This window comes from Thermomicrobium sp. CFH 73360, assembly GCF_023806465.1.
Lineage (GTDB): Bacteria > Chloroflexota > Chloroflexia > Thermomicrobiales > Thermomicrobiaceae > Thermomicrobium.
In genome coordinates this window covers 203,136-219,301 of the sequence record NZ_JAMSLS010000005.1, presented here as the reverse complement: position 1 = coordinate 219,301, position 16,166 = coordinate 203,136, and the positions used below count along the sequence as shown (strand labels likewise).

Genomic DNA, 16,166 nt, shown 5'->3' with positions numbered 1-16,166 from the left:
CACTGGTGGAGCGTTTCCGGATAGCAGCCGAGGAGCGCGGTTCAGTACCGGTGCCAGCCCGAACGGAGGCGGCAGCGGCAGCGAATGGGCACCGATGGGACGGGGAGCCTGCGGGCGGTCTTGCTGTTCGGAGCATGCCAGGTGGGAACGGTCGGGGAGCGTGGTGAGATCGATGCGCGCCTAGGGCAGAGGAGGGACGACGGCCATGGGTGAGGACCGTGAACTCATCGAAATGTTCATAGAAGAGACACGTGAACGGCTGGAGCTCATTGAGCCAGCGTTGGTGGAACTGGAGCGGGCCGAAACGCCAGCGGAGAAGGAGCGGCTGCTCAACGAGGTGTTCCGCCACTTGCACTCGACCAAGGGGAGCGCTGGCTACCTTAATCTGAGCGATCTGGTAGCGCTGGTGCACGCGGCAGAGCATCTTGCTGATGTTCTGCGCAAGGGAGCCCCAGTGCAGCCAGACCACGTCGATCTCCTCCTGCAAACGGTCTCGCAGACGCGTGCTTACTTGGCCCATCTGGCGGGACAGGGGGAACCACCTTCAGGGCTGGGGACGCTGACCGAGCGGTTGCAGCGTGCGGCTACGGTGGCGACGGAGCACCCCACAGCGGCAACAACCAGCGAGTCGCAGACTGGTAGCACAGGCCAGGCCAGCCAGGTGGACGGCGAAGGACGCGGCGAGGAGAGCCGCACGGCGGATGCCGAGTTGGCGAGTTCCACGGTACGGGTGCCAGTGCACGTGCTCGATCGGCTTGGACGACTGGCCGAAGAGATGCTCGTCACTCGCAACCGGATCACAGCGCTGGCGGCCAATCTCCAGGACGGAGAACTGGTCGGTGCGTCGAAGAAGCTCTCGGTGATGGTGTCCGAACTCCAAGATATTGCCGCGCTCACCAGACTGCAGCCGATCTCCTCGCTCTTCGCGCAGATGCCGCGGGTGGTGCGCGATGCTGCACGGGTGGCAGGCAAGGAGGTCGACCTCGTGATCGACGGCGGTCGGTTGGAGGTTGACCGGCGGATCTTACAAGAGCTGCGTGATCCTTTGGTGCATCTCCTGCGCAATGCGGTCGACCATGGGATCGAGTCGCCGGAACGACGTATTGCCTTCGGTAAGCCGTCACGCGGGCGGATTACGCTCCGGGCGAGCCGCGAGGGGTCGAACCTGGTCATCGAGGTGAGCGACGACGGCAAGGGAATTGACTACGAGGCGGTGCGCCAGAAGGCGGTCGAGCGGGGGTTTGTCAGTGCTCGCGAGGCGGCCACCTTGAGTGAGGCTGAGCTCAATGCCCTGCTGCTACGCCCGGGCTTCTCCACCCGCGATCAGGCCACGGAGCTCTCTGGCCGTGGCGTGGGGCTGGACGTTGTCGCCGTGCGGATGCAGGAGCTGGGGGGCAATCTCACAATCTCGTCAGTGCCTGGGCAAGGGACGACGATCCGACTCGTCGTGCCGACCTCGGTCTCGGTGATGAACACGCTGGTCTTCACAGCACGCGGGTATCTCCTGGGTATCCCGTACAACGTCGTCCAGGAGATCGTGCTGATCACTGATCGGCAGATCGAGCACTATGGTGAGCAAGATGTTTTCCGCTTGCGCGATCAGCTGGTGCCGCTGTTTACCTTGTCTAGCTGGCCAGAGCGGGATGACGGTGCGAAGAGACAGACGGGGAAGCATTACGTCCTGGTGCTCCGCGGTGAGGGGACGCTTGCCGGGCTCCTCTGCGACGGGATTGCCCGGTTCGAGGAACTGATCGTGAAGCCTGTGGGGAACCTCCTACGCGGGGTTGAGAGCGTGAGTGGGCTGGCAACCCTCGGCACTGGGGAGATCGTCTTGATCTTGGAACCGGACAAGATCCTCGCTGAGGCTGGACTCGCGATGGCCAGGATTCAGACCGAACAGATGCAGATCGGGTTGGTGCACGAGCATCATGCGGCGGAGGATGACCTGGGCGAACGACTTGTCCTGCTTAAGGGGTATACGGAGCATCGCTATGCCCTCCCAGTGCGGCTCGTCTCGCGCATTGTGCGCTTTACCCCGGAGGAGCTCGCCATCTTTGGCGAACGAGTCTATTACCGAACCGAGGAGGCGCTGATTCCACTGATTGACCTCGACCGGGCCCTAAAGATGGGCGCTGGAGGCATGGAAAGCGGTGGGATCGCGGTGCTGCTCCGGGCGGACAACTTCGAGTGTGGCTTTGTGGCGTCACAGGTGGTGCGGATCGGACGGGTTGGGGTGGAACCGGAGCCGTCGGATCGCCACGGGGTAGCCGGTCTGCTGAACCTCTCGGACGGAGTCTACCTTATGGTCGACGTGCCAACTGTAGTGCACGGGGAACTGCGGCGACTCTACGAGGTGAAGCAGGAGGCGCGGTCGGTGCGGGGCAAGAAGGCGCTGATCGTGGAGGACAGCGTTTTCTACCGCGATGCACTGGAGGCCGTGCTCAAGCGGGTCGGCTACGATGTCAGCGCAGTTGGGAGTGTCGAGGAGGCGCTCGTCCTCCTTGCCCGGGTGCCTGATGTGGCGCTGATCATCAGCGACTACATGCTGCCGGGCAAGAGCGGGCTCGACCTGATCCAGGCAGTGCGTGCTGGTGAGACCGCAGTGCGGTCGGACGTGCCGATCGTTGTCCTTTCCCAGTTGCTCTCTGACCAGGCGACTGGCCCAGAGCTTCAACGTCGGTTGCTGGCAGCCGGAGCCAATGCCGTCTTTGGAAAGTTTGATGATCTGGAGCAGAGCGAACTCTTGGAGGAGTTCCGACAGTTGGTCGTCCACGACGAGGAGTCCCACCCGGATGGGGTAGAGCAACGGGCAGCGGAGGATGAGACGGTCCACGTGCTTGCTGTCAATCTTGGCCCGGAGGTCTACGGGGTGCCGATCGACCGGGTGCGGGAGATCACGACGCTGGATGGGGTCACGCCGACACCACTCGAGGACGCAGGGTTCCTGGGGCTGGCAAACATCCGCGGCGAGATTGTGCCGGTCTTCGATCTCGGTGGAGTCCTCCGACGACCGGTGCGGGCAAACGGTGAGGCGGTCGACGTCGTCACGCTGACGAGTCTTGGGCCGATGGTGCTGCGCGGCGAGAGTATTCGTGGCACCATTCGCGTCCCAGCAAGTGAGCTGCGGGAACCGACGGGGAACCTCGGTGCCCTGGCCGAACTTGTTCCCTCAGTGGCGACCTTGCCGGATTGCCTCTTGCAGGTGGTTGAACTGGAGAAGCTGGCGAGCGTCTGCCTGGGGCGGCGAGGGTAGATAGATCCCAGGCCAGATCGAGAATGCGACAGCGGGGTATCCGAGGATCGGGTACCCTGCATCACGTCGTTGCTCGGTATGCTCGTGTTTCTCCCCTCTGCTGATGCCCTGTCCGTGCTCGCTCGAGCCGAGAAGCAGGCTGCAGTGATCGCAGCAATGCGCTGAGCCGAGAGCCAGCCCCTTTAGCGCTGGCTCGGGCTAGCCGATAGTTCTTACTGTGGTGTAGGCATGGAGGGGTGTCTTGGGAATGTGGATCGGATTTCGGCGCACATTACTCGTCATTGTTATCGGGTCGGCAGCGATATTTCTCAGTCTCGGTTCGCTTGGCGCACTCTGGCTCGATTCACTCCAGCGACGTCTGGCTGATGCGCAAAAACAGGGTGAACTTCTTGCTGCTCTCACGGAAGCAGAGGCAGCTATCCGTGCACTGTCCGCTGAGACGACTCACGAACCTTTCACTGACCCCGTGAGCCAGGTTCGTGCAGCGCTCCGGGAGGTGTTGACGCTGGTCGGTGGTTCCGGCAGCTCCAGCGGGCAGGGGGAGGAAGGTGAGTTCGAAGCGATTCTGAAAGCGTATCTTGCTCGAACCGCGACTTTGCAGAGCGAAGTGGGAGTTGAGGAGCATCGTCGTGCCCTCCAAGCGCTGGAGTCGCTGCGCGCGGCAACGTCTAGGGAGCTGCTTGATCAGCAAACACTGGTACAGCGACATCTGCGAGTTCTGCAGGGCATGGCAATGGCCTGCGCTTTGGTCGCGGTGCTGCTGCTCCTTTCGTGGCCACTCGTACTTCGACCAGCACTGCGGACGATGACGCGAGTGGAGAGTGCCAGCCGAAGACTGGCGAGCCAAGTGCTTCCGGAGCTAGAAGCAGCGCTCAAGCGTCTGGCACAAGGTGATTTCACGGCGCACTTTCGCGTGTCTGGGGAGCGGTTGCAAGTGCACGGCTCTGATGAAATCGGCCGGATGGCACAGGCCTTCGATGGGATGCTCGACCGGCTGGCAGAGCTCAGTGTGACGTTTCAGAAGGCGTTGCGGCAGCTCAGTCGGCTGATCAGCGACGTGCAGCGTGTGGCCGAAGGAGTAGAGGATGCAGGACGACGGAATGAGGCGATCGCACGCCGTATCCGCGACCGGGTCAGCGTGGTCTCGGTGGGGATGCAGCAGATCGCTGGGGCTTCTGAGCGTCAGGCGACGCAGGGACAGGTTGTTGCTGGGTTCGTGGCGCGGACGAGTGACACGACAACTGTGGTGCAGCAGGCGGCAGCGGAACAGGAAGAGGCTCTTCAGCGGGTGGCGAAGCATTTCCGCTGGGTGCTTGAGCGCGGGGTGACAGCGCGGGAACTGGCGAGTGCTGTGGAGGAAGCAGCGCAGCAGAACCGTCGAGAGTCGGAGTACGGTGTCCACGTTGTGTCCCACGCTCGTTTGGAGATGAATCGGGTGCGTGAGCAGGTCGAGAGGACACTCACAGTCGTGGAGACATTAAGTCTCTCCGCTCGTCAGATCAACCACATTGTCGACGCGATTAGTGGTCTTGCGAGGCAGACGGCCTTCCTGGCTCTGAACGCGACGATCGAGGCGGCACGGGCTGAACAAGGTGCTGGAAAGGGCTTTAGCGTTGTCGCAGAGGAGGTGCGCAAACTTGCGGAGCAGTCTTCAGCTGCGGTGCATCAAGTGCGTGAGCTCGCAACAGCAATCGATCAAGCGCTCGAGCAGGTCAGAGCAGCCATCAGTGCTTCTTGGGAAGGGGTAGCCGTCGGACATCGAGCAGTGATCAACGCTGAGCAGGCCTTTGACGCGATTGGGCGAATGGCTGAAAGGATCATGCATGACAATGAGCAGCTGCAACGAGCAATCATGGAGATGCTCCGCGCGAGCCAGGCATTGGGTACTGAGATTGAGCGTGCTGCTGAGCTTGCACTTCGGAATGCGGAGGAGGCACGGCAGCTGGCGCAGCTGGTCGTCGCAGGACAAGCGGCGGTGGAGGAGATCGCTCGTTTGGCTAAGGACAACACGCAAACCGTCGAGCATGTGGTGCAGTCGACGCAAGAAGTCTCAGACGAGAGTGAGGCGATCTGGCAGAGTGCCGCGGAACTCGGTCGCTTGGCCTCGGAACTTACCCGGATCTCACGACGCTTCCGTGTTCTCCCGTCCGACGGTTGGCTGGAGTCGTCGGTCGAGGAGGCTTGTGGTGAAGTCCAGGATAGGATGCTGGCCACAGTTTCTCGTGTCTGACTCTCTCCACGCAGTAGCACCGCTGTGGTCCTGCTACGCAAAAAGGGGTACTGCCGAGATTGCTCGGAATCGGGTCGGCGGGTGCTTGGCGCTCGGCCTCGGGGGAGCTTGCGCGAAAGTGCGGGCGAAGGCGGCGTTTGAGCTCGGGGTACCTGATCGTGCCGAGTAGTGAGGAAATAAGAGGTTTTGCAGCGCTGCACAACAGAGGAAGGGAGAGGAGTGAACGAGATGACGGTCAGAGGACAAGTGACATTGAGCTGGCGCTTGCGTTTACTCGTGATGACAGTGCTCGGGATGGGTGCTTTAGGGATCCTGCTCGGTTCATTAAGTCTCTCGTCCATCACTCGCCAAGCACGTGGTGTCCTCCAACATGAGGTGCCCGCAATTGAACTCTTGCTGAACATCGACCGCGACGCGTATCAGGCCCAGTATGCGCTGGAGCGGAGTTTGCTGACGAGCGATCCGCAAGAGCGTGAAGAGCAGCTGGCCGACTTTCGTGAGAACGCGCAGCAGACAGGCGAGCGTTGGGAGCAGTATAAGGCGCTCGTGGCAGGCAGCGACGCGGAGCGAGCACAGTGGGAGATCTACGAACGAGAGCGGGCGGCATGGCTCGCAGCAGCTGAGCAGGTGGCCGCAGCAAGTGCAGCGGGGAACACCGAACAGGCGCTCACCGTGCTCCCTGTGGTACGGGCGCACTTTGTGCCAATGCGTGAGGCACTGAACGCCTTGCAGGACGAGATCTACAGCCCAGCCATTGCAGAGCATGGGGCGATCCTCGTGGAACTCAGCCTGCAGCGCTCGCTCCTGATGTGGACGCTCCTCGGGGTGGCACTCGCCGTGGGTACCGTGCTCTCGTGGCTTGTAAGCCGGCAGATTGCTCGTCCATTGCGTCTATTAGCTGACGCAGCAGAGGCGATTGCAGCCGGTCGAGTAGAGGGGCTGCAACTGCCGCAGTATGCTGCACAAGATGATCTGGGACGGCTCGTGAGGCAGTTCCGGCAAATGGCTGCGCGGATCACGGAGGTAACCGAGCAGGCAGTACGGGTCGGCCGCGGACAGCTGGGGACCGAGGTCGGTCTCGTGCATGAGCGTGACGCACTTGGTACGGCGTTCCAGCAACTGACGCAGGCATTGCGGGCGACACTCGGTGAGGTGCGTGCGCTCGGAGAACGTGTGGCGCAGGCGGCGGGAGCTCTGCGCGAGCAGGCAACCCATATCGAGCACGCGACTGTGCAGGCTGCTGATGCAGCCCGTGCGGTTGCTGCCGGATCGGGTGAGCAGTCGGCGCGCGTGACGCAACTTGCTCACGCACTGGAAGAGGTGGCCGAGACAGTCGCAGCAGTGGCGAAAGCAGCTCAGGAGCAGGGTAGTGCGTTACAGCGCGCAGTGGAAGTCGCGCAGCGGGTGAGTGAGCGCGTGAGTGGAGTGGAGGAATTGGCACGTGCTGGTCTGACGACCGCACAGGCGAATGCCGGACGAGCGGAGGCTGGTCGGGAGACAGTCGAGCGGACGCTCCGGGACGTGATGGGCGCACAGGAACGGGTGACTGACGCGGCGCGTACGGTGAGCGAACTGGGCGAACGCTCGCGACAGATTGGACAGATTGTGGAAACGATTGAGGGGATTGCCGAGCAGACGAACCTCTTGGCGCTGAACGCAGCGATCGAGGCGGCCCGTGCCGGCGAGGCAGGCAAGGGGTTTGCGGTGGTCGCAGAAGAGGTGCGGAAGCTTGCTGAGCGTTCGGCGGAGGCGACGCGACAGATTGCCGAACTGATCGGAAACGTGCAGCAGCTGGTGGAGCGTGCCGTGCATGCGATGACCGCCAGTGCACAACAGGTCGAGGCGGTGAGCGAGCGAGCAGGCTTGCTGCGCGAGGCGTTCGAGGCCTTCGCGGGCTCAGCGCAGGAGGTGGAGACGCAGAGCCGCACCGTACTTGTCGCCGCGGAGGCGATTGGCCGAGAAAGTCGCGAGTTGAAGACGCTAATGGAAGAGACGGCAGCGATTGCTGAGGAGAACAGTGCAGCAGCTGCGGAACTCGCCTCTACGATTGGTCGGATGCGGCAGGACGTGCAGCAGGTCGTCACACTGGTGGAGGGGAACACCGCAGCGGTGCAAGAAGTTGCGGCGGCAGCGGAAGAACTCACCGCGCAGGTCAGTGAGGTCAGTGCCTCGGCGGGCGATCTGGACCAAGTGGCGCGCGACTTGCGCCGGGTGCTGGCCCGCTTTGAGCTGGGGAGAGAGACTAAGGTAGACGAAGAAGCCCACTGGCCGGCGGTGGGCGTGGGAGAAGGCACAAACGGACACCGGGAACTCGTGGTGGTTGACCGCGGAGTGTGACGCTCCGCAGGCACCGACTCGTGCCAAGAGAGGGCACAGGAGGCACATCAGTCGTCTCCTGTGCCCTCTGGCTTGGTTGGGCGTGAGGAGAGCTGGGCGAGAGGAGCAGCGCGGGCGACTGTTTTTGGCAATAGCGCACAAGCACACAAGCGTGCCCGCTGAGGCAAGTTCCCCTAAAGCTGGGCAGCATCCCTGCCGAATATCCCGGAGTAGGAAGGAACGGTCGCAGGGATACTTTGACCAATCGCGAGAGGGAGCGCGATGAACCCGCCGATCACACCGGTCCCACCAGTAGGCCCGAATGAACCAGGCGCGGTCGAAGGGAGCAGCTCGCTGCAGCCGGTGAAGCCGGTAGAGCCAAGCCCGCCGCCGACCGGTGTGGCTCGTCGTGGCGAGGAGGAGAAGCGTGACTTGATTCCAGCCCATCGGGTGGATCTCAGTCTTGATCCCCAGCTGGTACGGAAGATACCGCGTGACGTCTACCTGCGTTACTACGTCCGGCCAGGGATCGGTAACTGGGTCGTGCAATTGATCGACCGCGAGACACAAGAAGTCATTCGGGAGATACCGCCGGGTGGACTGAAGGAGTTGCTGCAGGAGCTTGCGGAGCAGAGGGGCGGAGAGTGAGCGCTTTTGCAAGACGGCCGAGATCAGCGGCGTTTGGAAGGGGTCTCCCATGAGCATCACATTTGATGGCTTGGCCTCAGGCTTAAACACTCAGGACATTATTTCGAAGCTCCTGCGGGTCGAGCAGCAACCGATCAATCGGCTCAATCAACGCAAACAGCAGATTCAAAAGGAACGTGATGCGTGGAAGGACCTTGGCACACGCCTGCAGAATCTGGCGAGTGCGCTCAGCTCACTCGTCCAACGCAGTACCGTGGTTGGCTTCACGGTGCGACCGAGTGACAGCAACGCTCCCTTCACTGCGAGCGCACGACCGGGAGCAGTTGCTGGTACCTATTCCATCCAGATCCAGCAGCTGGCGACGTCAACGACGCTACGCAGCACCGGGCCGATCGGTGCCGAAATCGATCCCAATGCGGTGCTGAACAACACCAACCTGCGCAGTGGCGTCACCGCTGGCTCGTTCACCATCAATGGTGTGGCGATCACCGTTGATCCAGCTGTCGACACACTCAATGATGTGGTAGATCGGATAAACGCAAGCGGCGCCGGTGTTGTGGCCAGTCTTGTGACGGTCGATGGACGACTGCGGCTGAAGATTGAGGCGGCAACCCCCGGAGGGCCACTGCAGCTCGGTGCCCTTGGCGATACGTCAAACTTCCTCTCAGTGACCTCGCTCCTTGGGGCACCGCGTACAGGTGATGCCATCGTTGGGACACGCAGCTTGGCTGTGGTCAAGACGAGCGTGCCGTTAAACCAGGCCATGCTCGCAACACCAGTGAGTGGAGCAGGGACGCTGACGATTAACGGTGTGGCGATCAATTACGATCCAGCAGTCGATTCGTTGAGCACCATCGTGAACCGGATCAACAGCTCTAATGCCGGTGTGACTGCCAGCTACGACGCCACGAGTGATCGGGTTGTGCTGACCGCGAAGACGACAGGGAGTCTCTCGATCACGGTCAGTGACACTGGGAACTTGGCCACTGCGCTGGGGCTCGATCCCAATCAGCAGCAGCTTGGCCAGAACGCGGTCTACAGCCTCGACGGCGGGGCAACCTGGCAGTATAGCGCAAGCAATATTGTGAGCGACGCGATTCCCGGTGTCACATTGACCCTGACGCGAACGATGAGCTCGCCCTATAGCTTTACGGTCGAACCTGACACCGATGGGGCCGTGTCGGCTGTCAGGCGCTTTGTCGACCAGTTTAACAGCGTGCTCAGCTTCATCGCCGAGAAGACGTCATACGATGCGACGACGAAAACAGCCGGGACATTACTCGGTGACAGCGCGGTCAGGGCAGTGGAGTCGACGCTCCGGCGTCTGGTAACGAGTCCAGCGATCAACGCCGGTGGACGATTCCGGACGCTCGCCGATGTGGGGATCAGCTTTGGGCCGGTCGGCTCGGCGGTGGGGACGACGAATCAGCTCCAGCTCGATGAGAGCAAGCTGCGCGCGGCACTGCAAGAGAACCCTGATGCAGTGTTCGAACTCTTCGGTGCAACCAGCCGCGCAACGTTGACGACACCAGGAGATATCGTACGGGTCGCGGGTACGCCACGGCCGCCAGCGAGTGGGCGCTATGTCATCACCTCGGATGGGGCCGGGAACCTCACGGCGGAGTTCCGTGATCAGGCGAACCAGCTCCTCTGGAGCGCGACAGGGACCATCACCGCTGGTGGTTCGAACACCACGTTAGTGCCCGGGCTCACCCTCAGCGCGGCGACGACGCTCACTGGTGCAACGAGTGAGATCAGCGTGACGCAGCAGGAAGGCGTGTTGACCCAGCTCGGTCGGTACCTTAACGGGATTTTGGGCCGCGATGGGCTGGTGCGGGTACGTGGCGATGCCTTTGAGCAGCAACTGCGATCGATCGACCAGCAAATTGACCGCTTTCAGCAGCGGTTGGACGATCGCAAGGCGCAGCTCGTGCGCCAGTTCGCAACCTTGGAACGGATACTTGCGGAGATGCAAACTCAGGGGACGCAACTCCAAGGACAGATCGTGAAGATGCTCGGTGCTTCGTGAGGCAGGAAAGGGCAGGTGGGCGATGCTGGCGAACCCTTACCAGCGCTACCGGCAAGTGACAGTCGAGACGGCCTCGGTCGCGGAGCTCGTGGTGCTCTTGTACCGACGGGCAGTGCAGCTGCTTGAGGAGGCGGCAGAGGCGATCGTAGTCGCCGATGTGCCGCGCGCGCACGCGCGCTTGGTGCACACGCAGGAGATCGTGTCGGAGCTCATGGCAAGCGTGAACTTAGAGGCTGGCGAACTTGCCCACCAACTCTGGTCGATCTATGACTACGTTCAGCGCCGGCTGATCGAGGCCAACGTGCGGAAGGACGCAACAATTGTCCGTGAAGTGCGGCAATTCCTCACCAGTTTGCTCGAGGCGTGGGAGCAGGTAGCAGCACAGGAGCGCGCCGCCAACGCGGCAGCGGCACGTTTGGCTGCGACAGCGTAGGAGGGATCCAGTGCAGGAAGCGGATGTGCTCGAGGTTGCGGTCCAGCTACGGGATCTCACACTGGCGCAGCTCAAGGCGGTGCGCGCAGGTCGATGGGAAGAAGCGTCGGCGTATCTCCAGCAGCGTGGAGTGCTGTTGGAGCGCTTGCAGGAGGTTGATCCGCATCAGCTCAGCCGAGCAGCTCGCGATGCCATTGCCGCAGTACTCCACGAGGTCCAGGAGCTGGACCGCGAGCTCGTCACATTCGTCGAGCAGGCATTGCAGCAAACACGAGGAGAGCAACGCGCCCTGGAGCGGAACGAGGCTGCGGCACAGAGCTACCGGCGAGCACTGGGGACGAGCGACGAAGCAGGACTGATCGACGAAGAGGCGTGAGCGATGGAACGGCGAGCACCGGGGCCAGTACCGCTTTTGGTCGCGGCGTTGGCGTTGCTCGCCGTGGCCTGTGTGCGAGTCGAAATCCAGCGGACGACGACGGCTGAGCCAGAGCAGACCGTACCGACACCTGTACGGCATGCAACGGTCTCGACGCCACCGGCGGAGCCAGTTGCACCGCCACGACGCTCAGCCCCCGAGACTGGAAGCGCGAGTCGGGCGCTCTTTCGCTTGCGCATGCCGCCAGCGACTGCCATCGCGATTGCCCGGTTGGGAATCGATGTGCCAGTGGTCGACGTGGTGTCAGTCAAAGATGAACGCGGCTGGCATTGGCCCGTGCCACACGACGCGGCGGCACACCTGATCGGTACCGCCAATCCGGGTGAGCCGGGAAACATCGCGATCACCGGGCACGTGGATACAGAGCGTGGGGCGGGGGTGTTCTGGCGCCTGCTCGAGGTGAGACCAGGCGATGAGGTGACGGTCTGGAGCGCGGCCGGAACGTTCGTCTACCGCGTGTCGGAGGTGCTGGTCGTACCGGAGAGCGACCGTTCAGTGTTGCGGCAGACCAGCGAGGAGGTTCTCACGCTCCTGACCTGTCTTCCCGATGGACGGTACGACAAGCGGCTGGTGGTGCGCGCTGAGCCGGTCCGTCCGGCGGTGGCCCGGCAGGACTGACGCCTGACCAGCTGTGGGACGAACAAGCGCACGACGTTGGGGAAGACGACCCACCGGTGGTGCTGCTCCGCACCCACTACAGAGAGAAAGGTGACAACTCCTTCCACCATGGGCCGAGCCTCGATTCGGCTGTTCGCGCGGGATGCAAGAACCGCGTGTGGACACGGCATTCCTTGCTCCCGTGTGGTGGGCGCGTGACAGTGGACGTCGCCTGGTGAGCCGCGGTTGGAAGTGCTGGTTCGAATGAACGGGAAGACCGGACGGGAATCGTGAGCCTGCGAGCGGGAGAGCGGAGGAGGAAGGTCTCGTTATCCGTGTCTGAGCTCACGGACAGGAACATCTCGACGGTCGGTCGTGCCTTCCCGACGGTGAAGGACAACTGGGCACCAGCAAGCGACCTGTTGCGTGTGGTGGTGTGTCCGCGTGTGCGGTCGAAGAAGCGGAGGCGCACGGTGCAGATGTTGCAAAGCGAGTAGCCTCTCTGCGTGTCCCCGAGCTTGGCAGTGGTGACACACTCGCTGCGAGGCTGCTGGAGCGGTGCACGATCTCCTGCTCGTTGGACTGAGTCCGGGCGATGTCTCGTGAGGCTTTCCTCAGCGGTGGTCGATTGTCCAAAGGATGCCGAGCATGCGACGTACCTGGGGATTGTTCTCGTCGAGACCGCTCGGCAGGCGTATGGCGATGACCCAAGGACGCCCTTGCTGGTCACGGTAGTGGTACATGAAAATACGCCCCGATTCGTCCGTGACATAGACGTCTGCCTCATATTGTCCGCCGATTGTCACGCGTGCGGTCGTCGGCCCGAAGGTCAGGGTAGGTGCATACTCGGAGTCGAGACGGAGAATCTCTATGTAGACCGAGCCAGGACGCAGGTCGTCAACGCTGCGTCTATTGAACCAGTCTGCAACGACTTCGGGGATCGGCCAGTTTTGAACCATCTGCTCGCTCATGATGATCCAGTAGCAGTGACAGCTGCGCGAGTTGTATTCCGGAGCCTCAGGGGTGGTGACGACGAGCCAGTTGGGGGGATACTGGAAGCGGATGTAGCCAGGGTCATCGTAGGTTGGCCAGTCTGGAATGACTGCCGGGCCGGGAGTCGGCGTTGGCTGTGTTGGAGTAGGAGACGGCCGAGGAGTTGGGCGAATGGCGGGAGTGCGCGAGGGCGTGGGGGAACGTTGGACCTGAAGGTCAGCCGGTGGTGTCGATTGCGTCGGCGGGAGCGGCGCGAGCGCTTGTGCAGGCAGTGTGGGCTCGACCTCTCGCCAAACTTGCCAGGCCAAATAGCTTCCCCCCGCCCCGAGGACGGCGACACAACTGACGACCACCAGTGCGCCGAGACAGCCGAGGATATAGAGGCCGGTGCGGCGGCGTGGGGCGGTTGGCTCCATCGTGATCAGCCTCCGTGCTGAATACTGGCTACGATCGCGGTGACGATCGCCAACGTGTCGGTCGCTTGATCGAAGGGAGTACCCAAGTAAGCGACGAGACACCAGTCGCGCCCTTGGTCGTCTTGATAGAGATAGGTGATCGCCTGGTCATGTGGCCACTCGGCGAACGGGGCACCGTAGTAGAGCTGTGCACGGTACCGTCCACCGACGATCTCTTCGCCGTCTGGAGGTCGACGAAACGACGGTGGAGTCTCGGTGAAGGGTGGTGTGGCGAGGAAAAGGTCGACGACGACCTCCCCCGGTGGAACCTCATGCTCTCCTCCAGAGCCTGGCGGTGCCCAATCGATCCGCCCAGTCGGTAGCTGGCCGGGATCGAACGAGACGAGTGTGACGTTGCAGCAGGTCTGCTCCTCCCAGTAGTACTTCCATCCTGCCGGGACAGCGAGACTGACTTGTCCTGAGGGATCATCAAACCACTGCCAATCGGTGGGAAGGGCAGGGTTTGTCGGGGCCGGTGTCGGCCTTGTCCGTGGTGTGGCCTCTGCCACAGGTGTTTGCTGTGGGCGTTGCGCCACGAGTGGAGTCGGGGTTGCGGAGCGTTGCTCCAAGAAAACAACGGTCACGAACGCGGCGGCGAGACAGACACAGGCGAGGACGAGTGCAGCACCACAGCCGACCAGAACCCACCGCCAGGGTGAGCTGCTTCCATCCCCCGCGTCCTTCGCGAGGGAGTAGACAAGAGGACGACTCCCTCGTGATCTTTCGTCGGTGGCCGGCGCTGCCGATTCCTGCATGGATCGCTCTTCCACGACCTTGCGAGGAGCATCGAAGCAGGGAACCGCATTCGGATTCAGGAACTCCAGGCACAACGTTCTCGCGGTGATCCGCCTACCAAGGACATTGTCTTTGGCTGGCGGTCGCCTGTCAAGGGGTATGTCGTGCGCCATCGCGTTGGGTCTGGTGTGTTCCCCTGGCAGCGGCTGGGTATGCAGCGAGCACCGACGGCTGCTGGCAATTCGTCGACGGGGATGCCTGTCATCACTGGTGGCGTGCACGCGCTGCGGTCGGAGGACCTGTTTGGGACGGGGCCTTTGGGTGTCATTGCGACGCTCCCAACGCTGGAGGAGGGGCGTGTGCTGCACGGGTTGTCACGGGAAGGGAGTGGTCGAGTTGCCTCGTGTGGGTAGCTGGAAAACAACATGGTGCCCACGGGGGGTTGCCGTGCAAGCGGTCGGCGCGGTTGTGTGTAGTCCGGCCGGGGTGTGGCCTGGTCCGTGAGCGACTGGCTCGGCTTTGGTGACGCCAAGAGGCGACCCCGCGCGACCTGGCGCGAGCGACGTCAGGAACATTTGTCGCCGCTGCAGGAACGATTGTGGCCGTGGTGCGAGATACCGGATGAGGTCGTGCCGGTCCGGTACTGGAGGCCCAGTATGCGTCCATGGGTGTCTGGCCGGTGAGCTGTCGCGTGTTGGGCGTGAAGGGACCAAGTCTTCGCGCGATCTGAAGACGCTGACTCGCCTGTGTCCGGTGACCTCGTCGGCCTCGCGACTCCTGTCATCATCTGCGCGGGATCCTCTCAGGCATGTGGAACCCGATAGCGGTAAGTGTTTTGTCGTCTTTGCTTGACATCGTGTCAACTCGGAATTACTATCTGAGGGAAAGTGATGGGGAGCAATGGATAGTGGGCGAGCGGAACTAAACGTCCGGGTACGGGAGCGTCGCCAGGCTCTTGGGTTGACGCAGCAGCAGTTGGCGGAACGAGCGGGGGTGAGTCGGCAGACGCTCGTGGCGATCGAGGCGGGCCGGCTTACGCCGAGCGTGACGGTCGCGTTGCGCTTGTCACGTGTGCTCGGTTGCTCGGTGGAGGACCTCTTCGCTCTCCCCGAGCCCCAAGTGGTTGACGCTCAGCTGGCGGAGGTAGCCGAGCCGTTGCCGCCGCTCCCGTTCCGGGTGCATCTGGTGCGCATCGGGCGGGAGTTCGTGGCCTGGCCGCTCGCTGGGGAGGCGAATGAAGCCGAGGGGATTGCCCGGGAGCGGCGGGGTGAGCGACTCCAGGTGGAGCCTCTGGTCGATCCCGTGTCGCTCGAGCGGGGACTGGTGCTGGCTGGCTGCGACCCAGCTCTCGGTCTTCTGGCATCACTCCTTGGCCGTTGGCACCGCGAGCTCCGCGTGGTCTGGATTCCCGTGGGGAGCCTTGGGGCACTCCGGGCGCTGGCGCGTGGTCAGGTGCACATCGCTGGAACACACCTCTGGGATCCGGAGAGCGGGGAGTACAACCTGCCGGTGATTCGTCGCGAACTGGCGGGCCGTGCAGTAGTGGTGGTCACGCTTTCGCGGTGGGTCGAGGGGTTAGCCGTGGCACCGGGAAACCCGCGCGGTATCCGCGAGCTCGTCGATCTGGCGCGACCGGAGTTGACACTTGTGAATCGCGAGCCGGGATCCGGTAGTAGGCTCGTGCTCGAGACGCTGCTCCAACGTGCGGGTGTGCCCATCGAGGCCATTCGTGGGTATGAGCGGGCGGTGCGTTCACATCGGGCGGTAGCGGATGCGGTCAGGAGTGGTTTGGCTGACGCGGGCCCGCTCGTTTCTCCGGTGGCGCGTTCCCACGGGCTTGACTTCTTACCACTTCTCGAGGAGCGGTACGACCTTGTGATTCCCGTCGAGTTCCTGGACGAGCCGGCAGTGCGGGATCTTCTCGAGCTGGTGGCGAGCGGGGCATTTCTTCGGCAGCTCGAGGCAGCGGGCTACGACGTGCGAGAGAGTGGTCGGTTGGTGATGCAGTCGGTGGAGTGATGGTAACGGGAGGGCAGGGGAA

General features: G+C 62.8%; 12 protein-coding genes. 10 read left to right on the top strand and 2 right to left on the bottom strand.

Annotated features, from left to right (window positions below; translation table 11 throughout):
* Positions 1 to 205: 205 nt before the first annotated feature.
* The 8 genes from NET03_RS10595 to NET03_RS10560 all read left to right on the top strand — a co-directional run bounded on the left by NET03_RS10595 (position 206) and on the right by NET03_RS10560 (position 11,963).
* Positions 206 to 3,253, top strand: coding sequence for a chemotaxis protein CheW (locus NET03_RS10595; RefSeq protein ID WP_252128889.1), 3,048 nt, complete (start codon positions 206 to 208; stop codon positions 3,251 to 3,253).
* A 247-nt stretch (positions 3,254 to 3,500) separates the two neighbouring features.
* Complete coding sequence (locus NET03_RS10590) at positions 3,501 to 5,483, top strand: methyl-accepting chemotaxis protein (protein ID WP_252128888.1); 1,983 nt, start codon at positions 3,501 to 3,503, stop codon at positions 5,481 to 5,483.
* A 228-nt stretch (positions 5,484 to 5,711) separates the two neighbouring features.
* Positions 5,712 to 7,820 carry a methyl-accepting chemotaxis protein gene (locus tag NET03_RS10585; protein WP_252128887.1) on the top strand — a complete coding sequence of 703 codons (2,109 nt, stop codon included), beginning with the start codon at positions 5,712 to 5,714 and terminating at the stop codon, positions 7,818 to 7,820.
* A gap of 261 nt (positions 7,821 to 8,081) precedes the next feature.
* Positions 8,082 to 8,447 carry a flagellar protein FlaG gene (locus NET03_RS10580; protein WP_252128886.1) on the top strand — a complete coding sequence of 122 codons (366 nt, stop codon included), beginning with the start codon at positions 8,082 to 8,084 and terminating at the stop codon, positions 8,445 to 8,447.
* 49 nt (positions 8,448 to 8,496) lie between these two features.
* A complete protein-coding gene (gene fliD, locus NET03_RS10575) occupies positions 8,497 to 10,476 on the top strand; it encodes a flagellar filament capping protein FliD (protein ID WP_252128885.1) in 1,980 nt (659 codons plus the stop codon).
* Positions 10,477 to 10,498: 22 nt separating this feature from the next.
* Positions 10,499 to 10,909, top strand: a complete 411-nt coding sequence (gene fliS, locus NET03_RS10570; RefSeq protein WP_252128884.1) for a flagellar export chaperone FliS — start codon at positions 10,499 to 10,501, stop codon at positions 10,907 to 10,909.
* Positions 10,910 to 10,919: 10 nt separating this feature from the next.
* Positions 10,920 to 11,285 carry a flagellar protein FliT gene (locus NET03_RS10565; protein ID WP_252128883.1) on the top strand — a complete coding sequence of 122 codons (366 nt, stop codon included), beginning with the start codon at positions 10,920 to 10,922 and terminating at the stop codon, positions 11,283 to 11,285.
* A 3-nt stretch (positions 11,286 to 11,288) separates the two neighbouring features.
* Positions 11,289 to 11,963 (top strand): sortase, encoded by a 675-nt coding sequence (locus NET03_RS10560; RefSeq protein WP_252128882.1) that lies wholly within the window; start codon positions 11,289 to 11,291, stop codon positions 11,961 to 11,963.
* A 593-nt stretch (positions 11,964 to 12,556) separates the two neighbouring features.
* Here NET03_RS10560 and NET03_RS10555 read toward each other — a convergent pair.
* Both NET03_RS10555 and NET03_RS10550 read right to left on the bottom strand, forming a co-directional pair.
* Positions 12,557 to 13,351 carry a hypothetical protein gene (locus NET03_RS10555; protein WP_252128881.1) on the bottom strand — a complete coding sequence of 265 codons (795 nt, stop codon included), beginning with the start codon at positions 13,349 to 13,351 and terminating at the stop codon, positions 12,557 to 12,559.
* A gap of 5 nt (positions 13,352 to 13,356) precedes the next feature.
* Positions 13,357 to 14,145, bottom strand: coding sequence for a hypothetical protein (locus tag NET03_RS10550; RefSeq protein ID WP_252128880.1), 789 nt, complete (start codon positions 14,143 to 14,145; stop codon positions 13,357 to 13,359).
* A 144-nt stretch (positions 14,146 to 14,289) separates the two neighbouring features.
* Between NET03_RS10550 and NET03_RS10545 the strand changes: the two genes are divergently transcribed.
* Together NET03_RS10545 and NET03_RS10540 are read left to right on the top strand one after the other, a co-directional pair.
* The gene (locus NET03_RS10545; RefSeq protein WP_252128879.1) at positions 14,290 to 14,538 is read left to right on the top strand and encodes a hypothetical protein; all 249 of its coding nucleotides are present in this window, start codon (positions 14,290 to 14,292) and stop codon (positions 14,536 to 14,538) included.
* Between the two features lie 487 nt (positions 14,539 to 15,025).
* A complete protein-coding gene (locus NET03_RS10540; RefSeq protein WP_252128878.1) occupies positions 15,026 to 16,144 on the top strand; it encodes an XRE family transcriptional regulator in 1,119 nt (372 codons plus the stop codon).
* Positions 16,145 to 16,166: the final 22 nt, after the last annotated feature.